The sequence below is a fragment of the Klebsiella sp. M041 genome, assembly GCF_059759695.1.
On record NZ_JCAXWU010000006.1, the window covers coordinates 207,339 to 226,743 of the forward strand.

Consider the following 19,405-nt stretch of genomic DNA (forward strand, 5'->3'; position numbering starts at 1 on the left):
TCCTATTGCGGATGTTAATGCCGATAAATAGACTGAAAATATCTTCTTAAGAGACATAAGGTTTATAATCGATGGACAGCCTCACCTCGCTAACGTCCTTTGTCCGCACCGCCGAAACGCTAAGCTTTGTTCAGGCCGCCAGGCTGCTGGGCATTTCAGCCTCGGCGGTGGGTAAGAATGTCGCCCGGCTTGAGCATAAACTGGGGGTCCGGCTGTTTAACCGCAGCACCAGAAACGTCAGCCTGACGGCGGAGGGGGCCGCGTTTCTGACCCGCTGCCAGAGTATCCTGGAGCAGATCCAGGAGGCCGAGTCTGAGCTGACGAGCAGTCTCTCACAGCCCTCCGGCAAACTAAGAATTTCACTGCCTGTCATCGGCTACCGCCTGCTGCTCCCTGCCCTCACCGCCTTTAGCCGTCGTTATCCGCAGGTTGAACTGGATCTCGATTTTAGTGACCGGCTGGTCAATCTGATCGATGAAGGATTTGATATCGCTATCCGCAGCGGTGAACTAGCGGACTCCCGATTGATCGCCAGAAAGCTGGGGGGTTTTCGTTTTGTGCTCTGCGCCAGCCCGGCATATCTGGCGGAATACGGCGTTCCCGGCTCGCCAGCGGAATTGGCGGCGCACAAGTGCATTTTTTTTCGCTTCCCTTCGACGGGGCTGATCCAGCCCTGGGAACTGCGTGATATGCGGCTGACGGGGGATTTCAGGGCCGCTTCCGTGATGAGGGTCAATAACATTGAGGCTGCCATTCGCTTAAGCGCGGCGGGGATGGGTATCGCCTATGTCCCTGATTTTGTTGTGCGTGAGGCCATCAATGAGGGACACCTGCAGGAGGTGTTGCCCGGCTGTTGCGTCAAGGATGGGCATTTCTCCGTCCTGTGGCCTGCCAGCCGCTACCTGTCGCCGCGAATACGCTGTTTTATCGATTTTATGGCTGCGGCAGAGATACCCTTGTCGCCCGCATCGACAACCCCGACCTCCTGAAAAGCCCAGCGCCGGATATCCTGCCGCGCGGCCAGCGAAAGCCGGCGACAGGAAAACCACTCAAGAGTACATCCTACCCTTTGGCGAAATTGGCCTGGATCCGCTGCTGCAGATAATCCTCGGCGCTGATGGGCGGGTACTTCCTCTGCGGCCCCAGGATCTCGACATCTTTATTGGCCTGGCAGAAAAACGCCAGGCTGTAGCGCGGCCCCTGATATTCGTGGGGCTGCGGGTTTCTCACCCGGTGGAAGTTAGACGGCAGCTGGTCGTCGCTCCAGCGCATCAGCATATCGCCGATATTGCAGGTGATGACCTCTTCCCTTGGCTCAATGCTGGTCCACTGCTGGCTTTCGCGGTCCTTGCCAGGGCAGACCTGCAGGCCGCCCTGACCGGGGCGCTGGAACAGCAGCGTCAGGCAGTCAAAATCGGTATGCGCGCCGGCCCGCCACATCCCCTGCTGCGACTGCTCGGTTGCATAGTAGTGCAGCATGCGCAAGGTGCTCTGATAGGTGTCACGCTGCGGATCGTGCGCGGTGGTAAAAAACGATTCCGGAAAACCAAGCTTTAAAGCAAAGCAGGAGAGGATCTTCATCCCCAGCTGCCAGCACTGCGATTCAAATCCGAGCATCGTCTGTCGGAAGCCTGGCAGCTCCCGATCGCTTGGCCAGCGCCCGTCCATCAGCGGACGGGTTATCTGATATGACTCTTTTTGATCCGGCGTGCGGGTCGATGGCCGGACCTGCGCCTTGCTCTCCCAGCCGGCGTTGCCGGCCAGCGGATACTGGCGCTTCACCTCGTCGGGCAGGTCGAAAAACGCCTCGGTCGTGCTGAACGCCTGGCGGATCTCCGCCAGCGGAATACCATGGTGGCTGACCTGGAAGAAGCCGATCTCCACTGCCGCTTCCCACAGTTGTTCGGCAATATCATTTTTTCTTTCGGCAAAGTTCGACAGGTCGATACAGCGCACTTCGCGGGCAAAGGTCTCTTCGCCCTGGGCGCCCATCAGCGCCTCTTTTTCCAGTTCCTGTAAGGCATAGCGTTGATTTTGGGTGGTTGCGTTCATCGTCATTATCCTGTTATCAGTTAAACAGCGGCGCGCTGTTGGAGGGTACGGACTGCCGCCAGCGCGTCGTGGCGCATCGCGTCAAGGTCGAGACCGGGAATGGCGTCATCTTCCACGATGGGCCGGCCATTCAGCAGCAGCGCCTTCAGCGCGGCGCGGCCGCCGCAGGCCACCGGGCCAATCGCCATATCATGCAGGCCGAAGTAGCGCGGATCGTCCAGCCGGTAAATGGCGAGGTCCGCCTGCATCCCGACCTGCAGGGTGCCGCTCTGCGCTAAGCCAAGGATCTGCGCGCCGCCGGCGCTGCCCCAGCGCACCACATCCTCCACCGTGGCCGCATCGGCTCCGCCCTCGAAGGTGCCTCCGGCGTAGCGCGGCTGCGCCAGCATCCCTTTGCGCGCGCGCTGCAGCAGCCATGCGGCATGGGCTTCGCTTTGCATATCCGCCGCTTCATTGGAGGCAGCGCCGTCCACCCCCAGCGAGACCGGGACCCCGGCCTGCTCCAGCGCCAGCAGATCGGCGATGCCGCTGCCCAGCCGGCCATTGCTTTGCGGACAATGAGCAATGCCGGTACCGGTGCGGCCCAGCAGAGCAATCTCCTCCGGCAGAAGCTTCACCAGATGGGCAAACCACACGTCATTTCCCAGCCAGTCGTGCTCCGCGCAGAACTGCACCGGCGTCATGGCGAATTTCTGCCGCGCGGCGTCAAGATAATCGACGGTTTCCGATAAATGGCTGTGCAGCCGGATCCCCAGCTGGCGGGCCAGCTTCGCCATCTCCCGCAGCTGGGCGCCCGGCGCGGAGTGCAGGACGGTAGTGGGCGCCATCACCACCCGGCGCAGCGAGTCGGGCCGCGGGTCGTGATAGCGGCTGACCAGCCGTTCAATATCCGCCAAATAGCCGTCGAAGGTTTCCGGACGCAGCGCCACCGGCAGATCCTGCTCCACCGCCCGGCCCTGGGTCGCCCCACCCCGGCACAGAACGATGCGCATCCCCAGCGCTTCCCCTTCGCTGAAGAGAATCTCCGACGTATCGAAAGGCATATCCGGCCAGTACAGGTAGTTGTGATCCGCCACGCTGGCGCAGCCCGAGCGCAGGAGCTCCACCAGACCAATGCGCACCGCCAGACGAAAGGTATATTCATCGAAAGCCGCGCGAAAGCGGTACGGCGTGGCGCTCAGCCAGGCCGTCAGGCTCTGGTTCAGCCCCTGCGGCTCGCCCTTCAGCAGCGACTGAAAAAGATGATGGTGCGTATTCACCCATGCCGGATAGATCACGCAGTCGCGGGCGTCGATCAGTCGCTCTTCCGGCAGCGGCGTCAGGCTGCCGATGGCCGCAATCTTGCCGTCGCGGATGCGAATATCCGGCCCGGCCAGCCGCGCCGCCTCTCCGGACAGACCGCTGAGGATGGCATGGGCATTTTTAATGATGAATGACATGGCGTCGCTCCTCAGGGTTTAACCTGCATGGTCTGGACAAAGTCGGTGGTATAGGCCTGTTTCCAGTCGGTGGCCGCCGCCAGCAGACCGGCGCTGACCATAAAATCGCGCGTCTTTTGCCAGCGGGCGTCGGTCATCGTCCCCCAGCCCTGGCTGGCGGCATCCCCGCCGTCGATCAGATGATGCTCACGGATCTGGGTCACGCCCCAGGCGAGCAGATCGTCGGTCATTTTCGGGTTGTCCTGCTTAATCAACGCATTTCCCGGCGCCGGATCCTTGAGATAGCTCACCCAACCCTCCATTGAGGCGCGGACAAACTTCGCCATCGCCGCTTTACGCTCAGCGATGGTGTCCGGGCGGGCGATGAGAATGCCGCCATAGGGAGGGTAACCATGCTCAGAAAAGAGGAAGAAGTTCGCCTTCACCCCGGCCTTCTGCACCTGGAACACCTCGGAGCTGACATAGGCCTGCTGGGCGACAGCGTCGTCGACGACAAAGGGTTGAATATTGAAGGTATAGGGGCGAACCTGAGCGTCGCTCAGCTGGTATTGCGCCTTCAGCCACGGCCACCATGTCGCCTGACCGGAGCTGGAGACCAGAATGGTTTTGTCTTTCAGCCCCTGCAGGGAGCTGACATCGGCGTGGGTCAGCAGCCCCTGGGGATCGTACTGAAAGGGCGCGGCAATGGCTTTCGCCTGGAAGCCGCGCTGAATGCCTTCCAGCAGCTGCAGATCGTAACCGATGATCACATCGGCCCGCTTGGACAACAGCAACTGCATGCCGTTGACCTGCGGTCCGCCGGAGCGGATCTCGACGTCGAGACCATATTTTTTGTACAGCCCAGTAGCCTGAGCCTGATAATAACCCCCCTGCTCCGCCTGAGCGTACCAGGAGGTCAGCAGAACGATTTTTTCCTCGGCCTGAACGGCCAGCGAGACACCGCCGAGGGCTATCAGGCCCAGCCAGCGTAAACCCCGGGGAAGGCGTGCGCCTGTTTTCATTATCCCTCTCCTCTTTACGCCGGGAGGGGGAGCGAGCGAATGTGGCTCAGCCTCCCATCCCGGTCAACATTGAACCGCGACATGGTGACTGAGCAATGTCCCGTATGGATAACCCGTACTGACCGCTTCTACTCACACTCAGCTATACAAAAACAATGCCAGATTTGATGGCCCGCGAGCGGCCGCGAAAAATCGCCTGCGCCGCCGCCCTTGGGCATGCAACCTTTGATTCATGCACACAATAAATGCACCACTTTGGTGCGTTGATGAATGATTTTAGTGCCTGTCCGGTCTCTCACAGCTGGCTGAAGAGCATCTCCAGCTGGTTCAGCATCATCGAGGCGGCAAGGGAAAGCTGGCGGGCGGGCGAGACGCATAGCGCCAGGGTGAAAGGCTTAAGCTGCGGATCGGTTAGCGGCACAAACGCCAGCTGGCCGGACTCGATCTCATCGAGAATATCCAGCCGGCACAGGATGCCGATGCCCATCTGCTCTTTGATCAGGGTGCGGATCATGTGGATGTTATTCGATACCGCCACCTCCTTCACCTCGTTGCCGCTGATGTTCACCAGCGCCTCCACCGGTTCGCTGATCATCAACGGGGCGGATGGCAGGATAAACGGGTAGTCGATGCACTGGCTAAAGCGCACAGCGCTGCGGCTGGCCAGCGGATGGCCGGTCGGCACTACGATCCCCATATTCATTTCGGCAAACGCCCGCACCTGCAGTTCGCGGGAGGTCTGCGGATTGAGCATGATGCCGAAATCCGCCTCGCCGGAGATCAGCGCCTGCTGGATGTGGATATTGTTGATGGTGGTCAATGTAAAAGAGATGTTGGGATAATGTTTGTGCACCTCTTTAAGCATCGTCGAAAAGAAATGCCGGTTAATGGCATCGATAGTGGCGATGCGCACATGCCCCCGCCGCAGTCCGCGCAGGTCATCCAGCTGCTCGCAGACCCGGGTAAAGTCTTTTTTCCAGTTGTTGGCCGCGTGCAGCAGCAGCTCTCCGGCGGCGGTCAGCCGCAGCCCGGTGGGATGGCGCTCGAAGAGCGGCATCCCCAGCTCCTGTTCCACGCGCAAAATCTGACGGTCGATAGAAGACGCAGACACATGCAGCGCCTCTGACGCTTTACGAAACGACCCCTGACGGGCCACTTCGGTGAAATAGAGCAGAAATCGGGAGAAGGCAAACATCGTTTGGGTGCTCTCTTTTTTGCAACGGGTTGTGCGAATCAAAGCTCTGGACGCAACAGTTTTATCACAATACCGTAGCATTCATAGCGGAGAAACGATCGTTTCATCCATTTTTGCACGCCGGACAGTCACCGTGAAGGAGCGGGTATCCCTTCGCTGCCCCTGGCCGCCCTGCAGACAGCGGATTGAGGGAGAGAAAACGGTAATGCACAGCCACGATCTTATTTCGGTCTCGGTGGGGGAAATACGCCCCAACGGCGAGGGAAATCTATCTTTAATATTGCAGGCGGCGGCCGGGGAAATATTACCGGCCTACTCCGCCGGGGCGCATATCGATATTATTATTCCCGGCGTTGGCCCGCGGCAATATTCCCTGTGCGGCATGCCTGACCGCGGTAATCATTATGAAGTTTGCGTCCGGCTGACGGACGCGTCCACCGGCGGCTCACGCTATTTGCACCAGCAGCTCAAACACGGCGATCGGCTCTCCATTTCGTCGCCGCGCAACCATTTTCCCCTGCCGGAGGCCGGGCGCTACCTGCTGTTTGCCGGCGGCATCGGCATCACGCCTTTGCTGGCGATGGCCGAAGCGATTGCCGCCAGAAAAGGGGCGCTGGAGCTGCATTATTATGTCGCCAGCTCGCGCCAGACGGCCTTCACATCACGCCTGGCCCAGTTGGCCGCGAGCGGCACGGTGGCGATCCACTGCAGCGAGGAAGGCGCGTCGTTTCGCCAGCGGATCCCCGAATGCTTAACCACGCCCCACCCTGATACCGCAGTGGTGGCCTGCGGCCCGGAGGGCTTTATTCAGCGACTGCGGTCAGTCATGGAGGAATATCGCTGGTCGCCGTCGCAATTCGTATTCGAGCGCTTTACTCCCGCGGCGGAAAATAATATCGCGGCGAACACCGCATTTTATATTGAGCTGGCCTCCAGCGGGCAGCGTCTGCAGGTCGCCGCGGATCAAACCATTGCTCAGGTATTACAGCATGCCGGGGTGGAGGTGATGCTCTCCTGCGAACAGGGAATGTGCGGATCGTGTATTACCGGGGTTCTCGACGGGCTCCCCGAGCACCGGGACAGCGTGCTGACGGCGGAAGAGAAAGCCGGCAACGACCAGATCACGCTCTGCTGTTCGCGGGCGAAATCGCCGGGTCTGGTTTTGGATCTGTGAGGAGACTGACGATGACGTTCCCCTCCTCTTGCGCGCCGCTCGCCGGCATCAGCCGCGCCCGACTTCCGGCCTGGGCGCTGCCCGACGGCTGGCCGACGCAGGCCAACGATGAACCGCGGCTGGCGGACCTGGCCTTTCGCGATGGACGGATCGCCGCCGTGACGCCCTCCGTCGAGCCGGCTCCCGGCCTGTGGGACCTGGCGGGGACCCTGACGCTCCCCGGCCTGGTGGAACCCCATGCCCATCTGGACAAAACCTTTACCATTGAACGCTGCCGTCCGGCGCAGGCCGGGCTGCTGGCGGCGATCCACGCCATGCACGAGGATCGCCGACACTGGACCAGGGCGGATATTCAACGTCGGGCGTCCGCCGCGCTGGCCCGGGCGGCCGCAAATGGCGTGACCCATTTACGCAGCCATATCGACTGGTTTACCGCCGACGCGCCGGACGCCTGGCAGGAGATCGCCCGTCTCGATACCGGCGGCATCACCCTGGAACGGGTGGCGCTGGTCCCGCTGCCCCTGTTTCGCGATCCGGCGGACGCCGAGGCCATTGCCCGGACGGTCGCCAACAGCGGGGAGCGCTGCCTGCTGGGGGGCTTCATTCACTCCTCCAACTGGGACGCCGCCGCCATGGCAAACCTGCTGCGCAGCGCGGCCCGCTGGGAACTGGATCTGGATTTGCATATCGATGAGGAGCTCAGCAAGGTGTCTCAGGGGCTGACCTGGCTGGCGGATCATCTCTCCCGCCACCCATTCCCCGGGCATATCTGCTGCAGCCACGGCTGCGCGCTGGCCGCCGGCAGCGACGCGCAGGCGGCGCTGATCCTGCGCCAGCTGGCGGCGCACGGCGTCACCCTTATCGCCCTGCCGATGACCAACCTGCTGCTGCAGGATGCGACGTTCGGCCGCACGCCGCGCCAGCGGGGGATCACCCTGCTGCACGAGGCGCAGGCCGTCGGCGTGGCCACCCTGCTTGGGTGCGACAACGTACAGGACGCCTTTTGTCCGGCGGGAAGCTACGACCCGCTGGACACCCTGGCCTGCGGCCTGTTCAGCGCCCAGCTCAGCGACCCGTTCGACCGGCAGTCTCGGCTGATCTGCGATCGCGCGGCGCTGACCGGTTCGCCGGCAGACGCGGCCCCTTTTGCCGTCGGGGCGGCGGCCAGCGTGGTGATTTTCCCGGGTAGCGACCGTTTTACCTGGCCTTTAAACAGCGCCGCCCGTCTGGTGGTTAACCACGGCAGGTTAACCCACCGGCGAGTGTGGCAGGAGGAGATGGCACATGAGTCTTGAAGCAGGCGCGGGGGCGCCGCTGGCGCGGTATGCCGCCTGGCGCAGAGCCGGCGATTTTATTTTTCTCTCCGGCATTATTCCGGTCAATCCCCTGACCGGCACCATCGTCAACGGCTTTCAGGATGTGCCTGAGCCGGTGCGGGAGCTGCTGGGGGCGACCGGGGAATTTTCAACCGATGCGAAGCAGGGGCCGATCCTCGCCCAGAGCTGGTACGTACTGGAAAGCATCCGCCGCACCGTGGCGTCCGCGGGGGGGCAGATGAGCGACGTTATCAAGCTGGTGCAGTACTTTCGCAACCTTGACCATTTTCCCTATTACAGCCGGGTCAGGAAGCTGTTTTATCCCGACCAGCCGCCCGTATCCACCGTGGTGCAGGTCAGCGAAATGCTGCCCGACGCCACGGTATTGATTGAAGTCGAAGCAACCGTCTGGTTACCCCAGCCAATTCACTCCGAGGCACCGCGATGATTAACGGTTACATTCCTGCAGCGCGCTTTCTCCCTTTTCTGAGCTGGACGGACGTGGCCGCCCTGCCGGATAAAAGCAATACGGTTATCGTCCTCCCCACCGGGGCGATTGAACAGCACGGCCCCCATCTGCCCTGCTCGGTGGACAGCGTGATCTCCTCCGGCGTGGCGGGCCATGCCCTCGCCCGGCTGCCGGCGACGATCCCGGCCTACGCCATCCCGCCGATCGTCTACGGTAAGTCAGAGGAGCATCTGCATTTTCCCGGCACCCTGACCCTCAGCGGCGATACCCTGCTGCATACCCTGCTGGAGATCGCCGAATCCCTCTATCGGGCCGGTTTTCGCAAGCTGCTGATGATCAACGGCCACGGCGGCCAGCCGCAGATCCTGCAGATCGCCTGCCGGGAAATGCGCCTGCGCCACGGGGATTTCATCGCCATCCCGCACGACGTGTTCAACGTGCCCAACTGCGAAAAACAGTTCCTCAGCCCGCATGAACAGCGGATGGCAATGCACGCCGGGCATAGCGAAACGGCGCTGATGCTGGCGCTGGCGCCGGAGTGCGTTCATATGGAGCGGGCGGTCGCCAACTTCCCGCCGGAATTCCCCTGCCCGACCCTGTCGAAGGGCCGCCCGGCGGCGGCGTGGGCGTCCTATGACTTTGGCCCCAGCGGGGTGATTGGCGACCCAACCCCGGCGACGCGGGAGCAAGGCGAAGGGCTTCTCGACTCCCTCGCCGCCAGCTGGGCGCAGGCAATCATCGAGATCCACCGCATGGCCTGGGTCGAACGTCGCGAACCGACCTGGGGCAAACAGCACTGGCACGGCTTTGTGCAGTCCCTACCACCCTCTTTCGCTGCTGAATCCAAGGAGCCCTGATGAATACCAGACCAACGCCAGTTTTTACCCTGCTGACCGTGGCCGCCCTCGCGGCCTCAGCCTCCTGCGTCGCGGCGGAGAAGTTCACGTTTCTCACCAACTGGTATGCCCAGGCGGAGCATGGCGGTTTTTACCAGGCCCAGGCCACCGGGCTGTATAAGCACGCCGGTCTTGATGTCGAGATTAAAATGGGCGGCCCGCAGATCAACGTCATGCAGCTGATGGCGGCCGGCCAGGCGGACTGCACCCTTGGCGACAACGGCCAGGCGCTGGAGACCTGGCAGGCCGGGGTGCATGCGGTAACCGTCGCCACCGTGTTCCAGCACTCGCCGACGGTGTTTATCACTCATGACAAAGTGAGCAACCCGGCGGAGCTTAAAGACAAAACGTTCCTGCTCGCCACCGAGGCCTATACCTCCTTCTGGCCGTGGGCGAAGAGCGAGCTGGGTCTGGCTGGCAGCAAAGTGCGCCCCTATACCTTTAACGTTCAGCCGTTCCTCGCCGATAAAAATCTGGTGCAGCAGGGCTACGTGACCTCCGAGCCGTTCTCCGTCGCCAAAGGCGGGCAGCCGTTCTATGTCTATCCGCTCAGCGACTGGGGCTACCCGCCCTACGGCAACTCGATTATCTGTATGGCGGACACCATCCGCAAACGTCCGGCGGCGGTGGCGGCCTTCGTCAAAGCCTCCATGGAAGGGTGGAAAAGCTACCTGCAGGATCCTGGCCCCGGCAACAACCTGATCGGCAAAGCGAACCCGCAAATGAGCGCCGAGCAGATCGCCTTTGGCATTGCCCAGATGAAGCAGTACCAGCTGGTGACCGGCGGCGACGCCATGACCGGCGGCATCGGCATCATCACCGAGCCGCGGCTGAAGAAAACCTGGGACATGCTGGTGAAAAACAAACTGATCGACGCCAGCAAGGTGCCGTTTGAGCAGACTTACACCCTGGAGATGGTCAAAGACGCCGGAGTGATGCCATGAATACTGCCCCGAAACTGACCGTGATGAGCGACACCCGCTTTATGCCCGCCTCCGCCACGCCGGCCATTGAGGTGCTGTCGGCGGAGAAGATCTACAGCAACGGCACCCGGGCGCTGCTGCCCGTTAACCTGACCATCAACCAGGGGGAGTTCATTACCCTGCTCGGCCCGTCCGGCTGCGGTAAGAGTACGCTGCTGAAGATGGTCGCCGGCCTGGTGGAGCCCAGCGACGGCAAGCTGATGCTGTGGCGGCGCGACAGCCGGGAAAAAGCGCAGCATCCGCTCTCGTTCGTCTTTCAGGAGGCCACCCTGATGCCCTGGAGCAGCGTGCGCAATAACGTCAGGCTGCCGCTGGATCTGGCCGGCGTGCCGCGGGCGGAGGGGAATACCCGGGTGAGTGAAGTCCTTGAGCTGGTGGGGCTCGGCAAGTTCGCCGACGTCCTGCCGCGCGAACTCTCCGGCGGCATGCAAATGCGCGTCTCCATCGCCCGCGGCCTGGTCACCCGGCCAAAGCTGCTGCTGATGGATGAGCCCTTCGGCGCGCTGGATGAAATTACGCGGAACAAGCTCGACAGCGATCTGCTGCGCCTGTGGCAGGAGCAGAATCTGACGGTGGTCTTCGTCACCCACTCGATCCACGAAGCGGTGTTTCTCTCGCAGCGGGTGATCATGATGGCGGCCCGTCCCGGACGGGTGGTGGAAGATATCGCCATCCGGGAGCCGTTCCCGCGCAGCGAGGCGTTCCGCGTCAGTCCGGCATTTTCCCTGTATGCCCGTCAGCTGCAGGACAGTCTGTTGCAGGCCAGCCAGTCCGGTATGGAGCCATAATATGAAGACCACAACCTCAACGCCGTGGATCCAGCATCCGCGTTTTCTCAAAATTCTCTATCCGACCCTCGTCGCGGTGGCGGTGGTGCTCCTCTGGCAGGGCGCGGTAAGCTATTTCCGCATCCCGGCCTTTCTGGTGCCGTCGCCGCTGGTGATGCTGGACAGCCTGTGGACGCATCTCACGCCGCTGCTGCTGGCGCTGCTGTTCACTCTCAAGATCACTCTGATCTCGTTTCTGCTGTCGATTGTCATCGGCGCCGCCGTGGCGTTTATCCTGGTGCAGAACCGCTTTGTGGAGACCGCCCTGTTTCCCTACATCGTGTTTTTGCAGGTGACGCCGATCGTCGCCATCGCCCCGCTGATCATCATCTGGGTAAAGGACGCCACCCTCTCGCTGGTGGTGTGCGCCACCCTGATGGCGGTCTTCCCCATCATCTCCAATACCACCCAGGGACTGCGCAGCGTCTCCCCCGGCCTGCTGAGCTATTTCCGCCTCAATCACGCCAGCCGCTGGCAGACCCTGGTGCGGCTGCGTATCCCCTCGGCGCTGCCCTATTTCTTCGGCGCGCTGCGTATTTCCAGCGGGCTGTCGCTGATTGGCGCGGTGGTGGCGGAGTTTGTCGCCGGCACTGGCGGGACCAATACCGGGCTGGCCTATCAGATCCTGCAGGCCGGCTACCAGCTGGATATCCCGCTGATGTTTGCCGCGCTGCTGCTGATCTCTCTCGCCGGGATCGCGCTGTTCGGCGTGATGTCCTGGGTCTCGCGCCGGGCGCTCAGCGCCTGGCATGAAAGCGAAGCCGTGCAATCTCATTAATGTTTTGCTGACGAACAGGAAAAAGAATGATGACTGATGAACAGCGTCAAAACGCGGTCGCGGCGATCCAGCAGGCACTCCCGGCGCTGGAGTGGACCCTGCAGCCGGCGAAACTCAAACGGCTTTCCCGCGATTTTCACTGGTTCAGTCCGGTACTCGCCGAGCAGCTGGCGGGAAAACAGGCGGACGCGGTGGTTCGCCCGCGCGATGAAGAGGAGCTGCGCCAGCTGGTCGCCGCCTGCGCGCAGCATCAGCTGCCGCTGACCTTGCGCGGCAGCGCCACCGGCAACTATGGACAGCTGGTCCCTCTCGAAGGAGGGATGCTGGTGGATATGACCGGGCTCAACCAGATCGTCGCCCTCGGCAACGGCACGGTGAGGGCCCAGGCCGGCATTCGCCTGGCGGACATCGAAACCGCCGCCCGCCCGACGGGCTGGGAGCTGCGATGTATGCCGTCGACCTACCGCCTGGCGAGCCTGGGCGGCCTCTACGGCGGCGGGTTCGGCGGCATCGGCTCCATCAACTATGGGCCGCTGGCGGCGCCCGGCAATGTGCTCAGCGTCAAAGTGATGACCGTCGAGCCGGTCCCTCGCGTGCTGACCGTCCCGGCACCCGAAGCGCTGCTGCTGCATCATGCCTACGGCACCAACGGCATCATTCTTGAGGTTGAGCTGGCGCTGGCTCCCGTGCACCAGTGGATAGAACGCCTGGACGTGTTTGACGATTTCGCCGATGCCCTGAACTATGCCAACGCCTGCGTCCGCTCGCCGGGGCTGGTGAAGCGCCAGGTCGCGCTGCTGGCCACCCCGATCGCTGACTATTTTAGCCACCTCAACGATCGTTACCGCGCCGGGCAGCATGCGGTTATCAGCCTGATCGCCGAAGAGAGCGAAGGCGTGTGCGCCAGCCTGTTACAGCGCCATCGCGGGGCCAACGCCATCCGCCAGGCCAGCGATGAGGCCCGGGCGCGCAATGGCTCGTTAATGGAATACTGCTGGAACCACACCACCCTGCATGCGCTCAAGGTGGACAATACGCTGACCTATCTGCAGACCGCGTTTGATGCGCAGCGCTATCCGCAGCAAATTTTACAGATGGAACAGCATTTCGCCGGGGAGGTGATGTCCCATATTGAATTTCTGCGCGATATCGAAGGCAACCTCACCGCCAGCGGTCTGCAGCTGGTGCGCTATACCACGCCCGAACGTCTCAACGCGATCATGCAGATATTTCGCGATAACGACGTCAAAATTAATAACCCCCACGTGCTGCAGGTTGAGGACGGCAAACAAGGGGTGATTCGCCCTGACGTGGTGGCGGTGAAACAATCTCTCGACCCCGCGGGATTGCTTAACCCCGGCAAGCTGCGCGGCTGGGCGCTGCGCGACCAGCTGGAACTGGACAGCAACCCGCAGGCGCGGGCCACCCGCGAAACTCCCGCGACCTGATCGCCCCGCTCCGTTCCGCGTGCGGGCAAACGCGGAGCGGGCCCGTCTCTCTTCCCCCTGCCCGCACGGCGAGTTTTTTTACGCCACTCATTCATATGAATGAGTGGCGTCTCTGTTTCCTCCGTTATACTCATCAAAAAAGCGACGATAAATTTATTATCGCGGGTTAAATTCACGGTTCAATATTGCTCTCGAGTTAAATTGTCATTTCTGGCAGGTACTGGCAAATAGTTTATTATTCGCGATCATTAAATTATCACTTGCCCCTTGCCTACCTGAACAATAAAAAATGACCGTGAAACTTACCCGCCAGGAATTATTCCTGTGCAGTAAACACTTGTTAAAAACGTTGTCATTTATTTTTATTCAACACAGAAATAGTGAGGGTGATATGAGCGATGCCATTTCTTCGCAACTTGAAAACATCATTACGATGCTGATCGCCATTAGTATCGCCTCGGAAAGAGTGGTAGAGATTATTAAAGGGTATTTTCCCTGGCTTAATCTGGAAAAGCAGGATCCAGTCATAGAAGGAAAACGCAAATCTGCCCTGCAGCTATTAGCGGTGGTGGCCGGAATTGTGACGGCGTTTTTGACGCAACCCTTCGTCGCCGGCAGTTTTTCGGCCTTTAAACACCCGGATCTGATGACATTATGTATTGGCTTGATGGCGAGCGGCGGGTCTGCGTTCTGGAACGCTATCCTTAATTATCTTTTGCAAGTGAAGAACCTGAAGAAGCAACAAGTCAACAGCGTGAAAGCGGATACAGTAGTCGATCCTCTCCCCCCATCTCCGGTTTATCAGGACATGGTTCCTGGCGCAGAACCGGTCAGCTCAAACCCCTGTTTCAATCCGGAGGGTAAATAACATGGTATGGCGTGTCGCAAAGAGTCTGCTGATACTCAGAGATCAGATTAATCAATATGCTCCGCACCGCAATAAGGCCAGCGATGGCACCATTGGTGATGAACATCATGCCCACACAAACTCGGATCATAACCCGCAGGTGTTGGATGGAAATATTGGTGTGGTTACGGCTATCGATATTACGCACGATCCCGCTCAGGGGTGTGATGCTCAGGCGATTGTCAATGCACTGGTCGACAGCAAAGACAAACGAATTAAATACATTATCTGGAACAAACATATTATTAGCGCTTCTGTCCAGCCATGGGTATGGCGCGATTACCATGGCGCCAGCCCGCACGATAAGCATTTCCACTTATCCGTAGTGCCGGTGAAAGCGCTGTACGATTACACCTTACCGTGGCTTTTCTTTAAGCCACAAACCTGGAAGTAAAAATGAGTTAATCCTCTTTCTCCTGTTACTACGAGGCTAACATGACACAACAAACTGATATTGAGAAAATAAAAGCGGCACTCAACGCCATCGAAGAACTCGAACAGATTGCCCGTTCAACGCAGCCAGCCGATGTAAAGAATTTTTGCGTGGAATATAACAAAACATGGAAAAAGAAAGTGGATGCCGCCCTGACGCTGCTTGACGGATCTACAGGCTCACTGCTTGTTAAGTTCGTTCCGTACTTACCCATGCTGCTAATGATTATTAAGATGCTTAAAGAAGGAGTTGAACAATATTGTCAATTGCATCTCGCGGTGGAGCCTCCCGTAGTTAAATAAGTGCTCCCCATCCGGCCAGGGCCTGCACAGGCACTGGCCTCTTCCCCGCTACCGCACCTGGCGACATTTCTCTCAGCCCGACGCCGACCTTATCCTGCGCCGGACAGTCCCGCCATATGGACGATAAGGCCCACCGCGGCGGCGGCGGCCAGCACCCAGGTCAGCTTCCACTTATAGCGAAACAGCAGCCCGGCGGCGGCGAGAGCAATGGCCGCAGACCATGGGTCGAAACCGGATGGTCCCCAGACGCTATGCCAGATAAAAAACAGCGCCAGATTCAGGATAACGCCCACCACCGCGGCGGTGATAGCAGTCAACGGCGCGGTAAATCCCACTTTATTATGCGTGGTTTCAATAAACGGCCCGCCGGCGAGAATAAAGATAAACGAGGGCAAAAAGGTAAACCATGTCACCAGGCACGCCGCCGCGATGCCCCCCAGCAGCGCATCATCGACGCCCAATACCGCTTTGGTGTAGCCGCCGACAAACCCGACAAAGGTCACCACCATGATCAACGGCCCGGGGGTGGATTCCCCAAGGGCGAGGCCGTCCATCATCTGCCCTGCGGTCAGCCAGCCATAGTGGGTTACCGCCCCCTGGTAAACGTAAGGTAAGACGGCATACGCCCCGCCAAAGGTCATCAGCGCGGCTTTGGTAAAGAACCAGCTCATCTGGGTCAGCGGATGCGCCCAGCCCAGCATTAGCGCCAGGGCGGCCATCGGCACCAGCCACAGCAGCATCCCGGCGATCAGTACCTGGGCGGTACGCCGCCAGCTGAAAATGGCATGGGCCGGGATCGGCGTCGCATCATCAATGATGGCGGCCCCGCCGGGGTGACTCTGCGCACGGTGGGTGTCCGCTTTGCCGAATGTCGCCGGCGCCATCCGTCCGCCGATAAACCCGACGATCGCCGCGGTCAGGACGATCAGCGGAAAAGGAACGTTCAGCGCAAAAATAGCGACAAAGGCAGCGGCGGCGATGGCCCAGTAGGCGCCATTTTTCAGCGCCCGCGAGCCGATGCGGTGCGCCGCCTGCAGCACGATCGCCGCCACGGCGGGTTTGATGCCATAAAAAATCCCCGCCACCACCGCGACATCTCCCCAGACGAGGTAGATCCACCCCAGCGCGATGAGTAACGCCAGCGAGGGCAAAATAAACAGCACCCCGGCGATGACGCCTCCCCAGGTTTTATGCATCAGCCAGCCGATATAGGTCGCCAGCTGCTGCGCCTCCGGGCCGGGCAGGACCATACAAAAGTTGAGCGCGTGCAGGAATCGTCCTTCCGAGATCCAGCGGCGGTTATCCACCAGCTCCTGGTGCATCATGGCGATCTGCCCGGCAGGCCCGCCGAAGCTGATAAAGCCGAGCTTCAGCCAGAAGCGAAAGGCCTGCCAGAAGGAGACGGAGGCGACGACGGAAGGACTGTCACTCTGCGGAAGAACCACCGTTTTGCTCATGATTGCCAGACCTCATTTCACAGGACGTCAATAAGCCGTCGAACAGCGAGCAGGCTGCCGCCAGCAGTTGGTCATCGTCCGTAATGGTTTCCCGCAGCCCTGCAAGCACACTCTCCACTCCCGCCGCCTCCGGGGTCGGTTCCCCACCGACGTCCAGGAAGTGGATCAACCGCCCCAGGGTATCGGGTATCGGGGATCGCGGCCTCCAGAGCACTGCGTCGGGCCAGAACGTCGAAGGTCACCCGCGTGCTGACGTGCTCTTCAGGGTTCAGCGGCTTGAGACATCGTCAGGTTGAGGGTCAGGAGATGCATTCTCATGCTGTAGACATTACTACAGCATGTCGCGTATGTGACGTTTTCCCACGCGCTGGCTTTGATAAAGTTCGGCAACGCATTTGCGAAAAGCGCAAAAAGACGGCCCGCGCAGCGGCAGACCAGGCGCTAAGCGCGGGGTGGCGATAAAGGGCGCAGCGGCAGGGTGAACAGCGCCAGCCCCACCGGCACCAGAGTGCCCCACAGCACCGCGTTCCAGCCGAAGGCGTTGAGCAGAACGCCGGACGAAAACGAACCCACGATCATCACGCCGAAGACCAGAAAATCGTTGAGCGACTGCACCTGGGTCTTCTCTTCCGGGCGGTGGAAATCGATGATTTTCGCCGAGGCGCCGGTGAAGCCAAAGTTCCAGCCGATGCCGAGCAAAATCAGCGACAGCCAGTAATGATATACCCCGACGCCGCTGAGACCGACCGCCACCGACGCGCCGGTGATCAGCAATCCCGCCGCCGCCATGCGCACGGCGCCGAAGCGCTGGATCAACCGGCCGGTGACAAATCCCGGGCCGTACATCGCCATCACATGCCACTGGATCCCGAGGTTGGCGGCCTGCTGGGAAAGACCGTGCATATGCATGGAGAGCGGCGCGGCGGTCATCAGAAAATTCATCACCATATAGGCCACCGCCCCGCTGAACACCGTGGTGGCGAAGCCCGGCTGGCGGATAATCTCGCGCAGCGGCCGCCCTCCGCGCACGCTGGCCGCCGCGGGCTCTGCCGACGTCACGCCTGCCAGCAGAATGGCGGCGAGCGCCGCCACCAGCGCCTGAGCGAGAAAGGTGAAGGCGAAGGTATGGGTCGGCCAGAGGTGCATGGTGCCGGTGACCAGCATCGGGCCAATGATCCCGGCGGCCACGCCGCCGCCCATCACCAGCGACAGCGCGCGGGCGCGACGTTCCGGAGCGACGCCGTCGGTGGCGGCAAAGCGAAAACTGAGCGCCACCGCGGCATAGGCGCCGCCGAGCATCGCGGCGAAGCAAAACAGCAGAAAAGAGCCCAGCACCACCGCCAGAGCGGCCGCCAGACCGGTGACCACCCCGGCGCCGGTACCGGCCATAAACGCGGCTTTGCGGCCCCGCTTTCGCGCCAGCGCGCCGAAAGGCAAAATCGAGGCCGCCATCCCCAGCACAAACAGGGTGATCGGCAGCGTGGCCAGCGACGGGCTGGGGGCGAGGGTATTGCCGACGATAGCGCCGGTGGCGTAGAACACCACCGAGTTGGCGCCGGCCAGCGCCTGAGCGGCGGCCAGGCGGATGATATTTTTGTTCTGCGCCGCCAGCGGCAGCATCTGTTCTGTAGACATCCGTTGTTTTCACCGGTGTGAGAGTGGCGCCAGGCTGGCCGTCTGGCATCGCGCCCTGTTTGTTGGGTTCCCTGACCGTTACCTTAGCCGCAAAATACGCTTTTGCACCATAGCGAATAGCAATATTACCCGGCGATCTGACTCCTCTTCTGCGCCAGATCGCCGGGGCGGGCTTCGCAGCCCGGTTTATTCAGGGGATCAGTCGCGCCGCGCCGCGGCGAATTTAGCCGCAATCATCGCGGCCGTCGGCTGGACGCCCCCGAGGCTCCACTGTTCCGGGTCATGTTCATCAATGCGGATCCATACTGACTGGCGGAACTGCGGATCGCCCTGCCCCTCAATCTCCACCAGCAGATCGGTCATCCGCCGCAGCAGCTCACTTTTCTGTTCCGCGGTCATGATCCCTTTAATGGTTTGCACGTTAACAAATGGCACGCTATGCTCCTTCGCATCTAAGTCTAAAATTCAAACTCAGAGTAGAAGGTCAATCTCGCGATGTCAAAAAATAAATCACTGCCCTACCTCGATCCGGAGCTGTGCGGCCTGGCGGAAGGAGCCAAAATACTCGGCGACCGCTGGGTGCTGCTGATCCTCCGCGAGGCGTTTTACGGTGTGACGCGCTTTGAAACGATGCAGACGCATACCCATATCACCCGCCAGACGCTCACCACCCGGTTGAAAACGATGACCGAAATGGGATTGCTCCGCAAAGTCCCCTACCGGGAAGCGGGGGCTCGCGAGCGCTATGAATATGTTCTCACCGATAAAAGCCGTAGCCTGGCGCTGGTGCTGTTCGCCCTGATGGAATGGGGCCACCAGCAGGTGCTGCACAGCGCGCCGCATATTGCGCTGGTGGACAGCGTCAGCGGCGAGGCCGTCCATCCGGGGTTCGTCACCGCCAGCGGCAGCGTGGCGAATCCCGCCGCGCTGCAGATCGTTAAAGCAGACGAACGCTGATAGCCCCGCGGCGCAGGCTGCGGCGCGGTTGCCCCGTTACAGAACTTTCGTAGACCTCTGGCGGAAGCCGCGACGAGCAGGTATGTTGCATTGCCACGTTACCCGAAGACAGCGGGACATTTTGCTTTCATCGAAC

At 60.9% G+C, this 19,405-nt stretch carries 20 protein-coding genes and 1 pseudogene; 13 read left to right on the top strand and 8 right to left on the bottom strand.

What is annotated here, in order from left to right; all coding sequences use genetic code 11:
- Nucleotides 1–71: 71 nt before the first annotated feature.
- Nucleotides 72–989 (top strand): LysR family transcriptional regulator, encoded by a 918-nt coding sequence (locus tag AC6CWS_RS10045; protein WP_065881475.1) that lies wholly within the window; start codon nt 72–74, stop codon nt 987–989.
- Nucleotides 990–1,062: 73 nt separating this feature from the next.
- Here the strand turns inward: AC6CWS_RS10045 and AC6CWS_RS10050 are convergent, their stop codons facing one another.
- From AC6CWS_RS10050 to AC6CWS_RS10065, 4 genes are all read right to left on the bottom strand, one after another.
- Nucleotides 1,063–2,052, bottom strand: a complete 990-nt coding sequence (locus tag AC6CWS_RS10050; RefSeq protein ID WP_074442556.1) for an isopenicillin N synthase family dioxygenase — start codon at nt 2,050–2,052, stop codon at nt 1,063–1,065.
- Between the two features lie 20 nt (nt 2,053–2,072).
- Nucleotides 2,073–3,491: an amidohydrolase family protein gene (locus AC6CWS_RS10055; RefSeq protein WP_065881471.1), complete on the bottom strand. Its 1,419-nt coding sequence runs from the start codon at nt 3,489–3,491 to the stop codon at nt 2,073–2,075.
- An 11-nt stretch (nt 3,492–3,502) separates the two neighbouring features.
- A complete protein-coding gene (locus tag AC6CWS_RS10060) occupies nt 3,503–4,492 on the bottom strand; it encodes an ABC transporter substrate-binding protein (protein WP_065881470.1) in 990 nt (329 codons plus the stop codon).
- A gap of 295 nt (nt 4,493–4,787) precedes the next feature.
- Complete coding sequence (locus AC6CWS_RS10065) at nt 4,788–5,687, bottom strand: LysR family transcriptional regulator (RefSeq protein ID WP_065881469.1); 900 nt, start codon at nt 5,685–5,687, stop codon at nt 4,788–4,790.
- Nucleotides 5,688–5,892: 205 nt separating this feature from the next.
- On the opposite strand from AC6CWS_RS10065, the gene AC6CWS_RS10070 reads away from it, so the two are divergent.
- The 11 genes from AC6CWS_RS10070 to AC6CWS_RS10120 all read left to right on the top strand — a co-directional run bounded on the left by AC6CWS_RS10070 (nt 5,893) and on the right by AC6CWS_RS10120 (nt 15,220).
- Entirely contained in the window at nt 5,893–6,861 is a 969-nt protein-coding gene (locus AC6CWS_RS10070; protein WP_065881465.1) for a PDR/VanB family oxidoreductase, read from the top strand.
- An 11-nt stretch (nt 6,862–6,872) separates the two neighbouring features.
- A complete protein-coding gene (locus AC6CWS_RS10075; RefSeq protein ID WP_065881460.1) occupies nt 6,873–8,156 on the top strand; it encodes an amidohydrolase family protein in 1,284 nt (427 codons plus the stop codon).
- Entirely contained in the window at nt 8,146–8,625 is a 480-nt protein-coding gene (locus AC6CWS_RS10080) for a RidA family protein (RefSeq protein ID WP_016161230.1), read from the top strand. The genes AC6CWS_RS10075 and AC6CWS_RS10080 overlap by 11 nt, the downstream gene beginning before the upstream one ends.
- The gene (locus tag AC6CWS_RS10085) at nt 8,622–9,503 is read left to right on the top strand and encodes a creatininase family protein (protein WP_080901489.1); all 882 of its coding nucleotides are present in this window, start codon (nt 8,622–8,624) and stop codon (nt 9,501–9,503) included. The genes AC6CWS_RS10080 and AC6CWS_RS10085 overlap by 4 nt, the downstream gene beginning before the upstream one ends.
- Nucleotides 9,503–10,486 carry an ABC transporter substrate-binding protein gene (locus tag AC6CWS_RS10090; RefSeq protein WP_065881458.1) on the top strand — a complete coding sequence of 328 codons (984 nt, stop codon included), beginning with the start codon at nt 9,503–9,505 and terminating at the stop codon, nt 10,484–10,486. The genes AC6CWS_RS10085 and AC6CWS_RS10090 overlap by 1 nt, the downstream gene beginning before the upstream one ends.
- Entirely contained in the window at nt 10,483–11,313 is an 831-nt protein-coding gene (locus AC6CWS_RS10095; protein ID WP_065881457.1) for an ABC transporter ATP-binding protein, read from the top strand. Before AC6CWS_RS10090 ends, AC6CWS_RS10095 begins: the two co-directional genes overlap by 4 nt.
- A gap of 1 nt (nt 11,314) precedes the next feature.
- The gene (locus AC6CWS_RS10100; RefSeq protein ID WP_023289996.1) at nt 11,315–12,130 is read left to right on the top strand and encodes an ABC transporter permease; all 816 of its coding nucleotides are present in this window, start codon (nt 11,315–11,317) and stop codon (nt 12,128–12,130) included.
- Nucleotides 12,131–12,156: 26 nt separating this feature from the next.
- Nucleotides 12,157–13,578: an FAD-binding oxidoreductase gene (locus AC6CWS_RS10105; RefSeq protein WP_065881454.1), complete on the top strand. Its 1,422-nt coding sequence runs from the start codon at nt 12,157–12,159 to the stop codon at nt 13,576–13,578.
- A gap of 391 nt (nt 13,579–13,969) precedes the next feature.
- Entirely contained in the window at nt 13,970–14,446 is a 477-nt protein-coding gene (locus tag AC6CWS_RS10110) for a hypothetical protein (protein WP_032453165.1), read from the top strand.
- Between the two features lies 1 nt (nt 14,447).
- Entirely contained in the window at nt 14,448–14,879 is a 432-nt protein-coding gene (locus AC6CWS_RS10115) for a hypothetical protein (protein WP_032453166.1), read from the top strand.
- 41 nt (nt 14,880–14,920) lie between these two features.
- The gene (locus tag AC6CWS_RS10120) at nt 14,921–15,220 is read left to right on the top strand and encodes a hypothetical protein (protein WP_065881451.1); all 300 of its coding nucleotides are present in this window, start codon (nt 14,921–14,923) and stop codon (nt 15,218–15,220) included.
- Nucleotides 15,221–15,309: 89 nt separating this feature from the next.
- Here the strand turns inward: AC6CWS_RS10120 and chrA are convergent, their stop codons facing one another.
- From chrA to AC6CWS_RS10140, 4 genes and pseudogenes are all read right to left on the bottom strand, one after another.
- The gene (chrA, locus tag AC6CWS_RS10125; protein ID WP_065881444.1) at nt 15,310–16,677 is read right to left on the bottom strand and encodes a chromate efflux transporter; all 1,368 of its coding nucleotides are present in this window, start codon (nt 16,675–16,677) and stop codon (nt 15,310–15,312) included.
- Nucleotides 16,646–16,943, bottom strand: a pseudogene (locus AC6CWS_RS10130) (chromate resistance protein ChrB domain-containing protein); the annotation flags it as partial. The gene chrA and the pseudogene AC6CWS_RS10130, both read right to left, overlap by 32 nt.
- A 175-nt stretch (nt 16,944–17,118) precedes the next feature.
- On the bottom strand, nt 17,119–18,312 hold the full coding sequence (locus AC6CWS_RS10135) for an MFS transporter (RefSeq protein WP_223822575.1): 1,194 nt from the start codon (nt 18,310–18,312) through the stop codon (nt 17,119–17,121).
- A 198-nt stretch (nt 18,313–18,510) separates the two neighbouring features.
- Complete coding sequence (locus tag AC6CWS_RS10140; protein WP_004202976.1) at nt 18,511–18,747, bottom strand: tautomerase family protein; 237 nt, start codon at nt 18,745–18,747, stop codon at nt 18,511–18,513.
- A gap of 60 nt (nt 18,748–18,807) precedes the next feature.
- On the opposite strand from AC6CWS_RS10140, the gene AC6CWS_RS10145 reads away from it, so the two are divergent.
- Nucleotides 18,808–19,269, top strand: a complete 462-nt coding sequence (locus tag AC6CWS_RS10145; RefSeq protein ID WP_023290003.1) for a winged helix-turn-helix transcriptional regulator — start codon at nt 18,808–18,810, stop codon at nt 19,267–19,269.
- The last annotated feature ends 136 nt before the right edge of the window (nt 19,270–19,405 follow it).

Excerpts from the sequence above, each read along its gene's own strand:
- AC6CWS_RS10045 (WP_065881475.1), top strand. The coding sequence starts at position 72 with ATGGACAGCCTCACCTCGCTAACGTCCTTTGTCCGCACCGCCGAAACG.
- chrA (WP_065881444.1), bottom strand. The coding sequence starts at position 16,677 with ATGAGCAAAACGGTGGTTCTTCCGCAGAGTGACAGTCCTTCCGTCGTC.
- AC6CWS_RS10080 (WP_016161230.1), top strand. The coding sequence starts at position 8,146 with ATGAGTCTTGAAGCAGGCGCGGGGGCGCCGCTGGCGCGGTATGCCGCC.
- AC6CWS_RS10115 (WP_032453166.1), top strand. The coding sequence starts at position 14,448 with ATGGTATGGCGTGTCGCAAAGAGTCTGCTGATACTCAGAGATCAGATT.
- AC6CWS_RS10085 (WP_080901489.1), top strand. The coding sequence starts at position 8,622 with ATGATTAACGGTTACATTCCTGCAGCGCGCTTTCTCCCTTTTCTGAGC.
- AC6CWS_RS10055 (WP_065881471.1), bottom strand. The coding sequence starts at position 3,491 with ATGTCATTCATCATTAAAAATGCCCATGCCATCCTCAGCGGTCTGTCC.
- AC6CWS_RS10120 (WP_065881451.1), top strand. The coding sequence starts at position 14,921 with ATGACACAACAAACTGATATTGAGAAAATAAAAGCGGCACTCAACGCC.
- AC6CWS_RS10145 (WP_023290003.1), top strand. The coding sequence starts at position 18,808 with ATGTCAAAAAATAAATCACTGCCCTACCTCGATCCGGAGCTGTGCGGC.
- AC6CWS_RS10090 (WP_065881458.1), top strand. The coding sequence starts at position 9,503 with ATGAATACCAGACCAACGCCAGTTTTTACCCTGCTGACCGTGGCCGCC.
- AC6CWS_RS10075 (WP_065881460.1), top strand. The coding sequence starts at position 6,873 with ATGACGTTCCCCTCCTCTTGCGCGCCGCTCGCCGGCATCAGCCGCGCC.
- AC6CWS_RS10050 (WP_074442556.1), bottom strand. The coding sequence starts at position 2,052 with ATGAACGCAACCACCCAAAATCAACGCTATGCCTTACAGGAACTGGAA.
- AC6CWS_RS10060 (WP_065881470.1), bottom strand. The coding sequence starts at position 4,492 with ATGAAAACAGGCGCACGCCTTCCCCGGGGTTTACGCTGGCTGGGCCTG.
- AC6CWS_RS10105 (WP_065881454.1), top strand. The coding sequence starts at position 12,157 with ATGATGACTGATGAACAGCGTCAAAACGCGGTCGCGGCGATCCAGCAG.
- AC6CWS_RS10070 (WP_065881465.1), top strand. The coding sequence starts at position 5,893 with ATGCACAGCCACGATCTTATTTCGGTCTCGGTGGGGGAAATACGCCCC.
- AC6CWS_RS10110 (WP_032453165.1), top strand. The coding sequence starts at position 13,970 with ATGAGCGATGCCATTTCTTCGCAACTTGAAAACATCATTACGATGCTG.
- AC6CWS_RS10095 (WP_065881457.1), top strand. The coding sequence starts at position 10,483 with ATGAATACTGCCCCGAAACTGACCGTGATGAGCGACACCCGCTTTATG.
- AC6CWS_RS10135 (WP_223822575.1), bottom strand. The coding sequence starts at position 18,312 with ATGTCTACAGAACAGATGCTGCCGCTGGCGGCGCAGAACAAAAATATC.
- AC6CWS_RS10100 (WP_023289996.1), top strand. The coding sequence starts at position 11,315 with ATGAAGACCACAACCTCAACGCCGTGGATCCAGCATCCGCGTTTTCTC.
- AC6CWS_RS10065 (WP_065881469.1), bottom strand. The coding sequence starts at position 5,687 with ATGTTTGCCTTCTCCCGATTTCTGCTCTATTTCACCGAAGTGGCCCGT.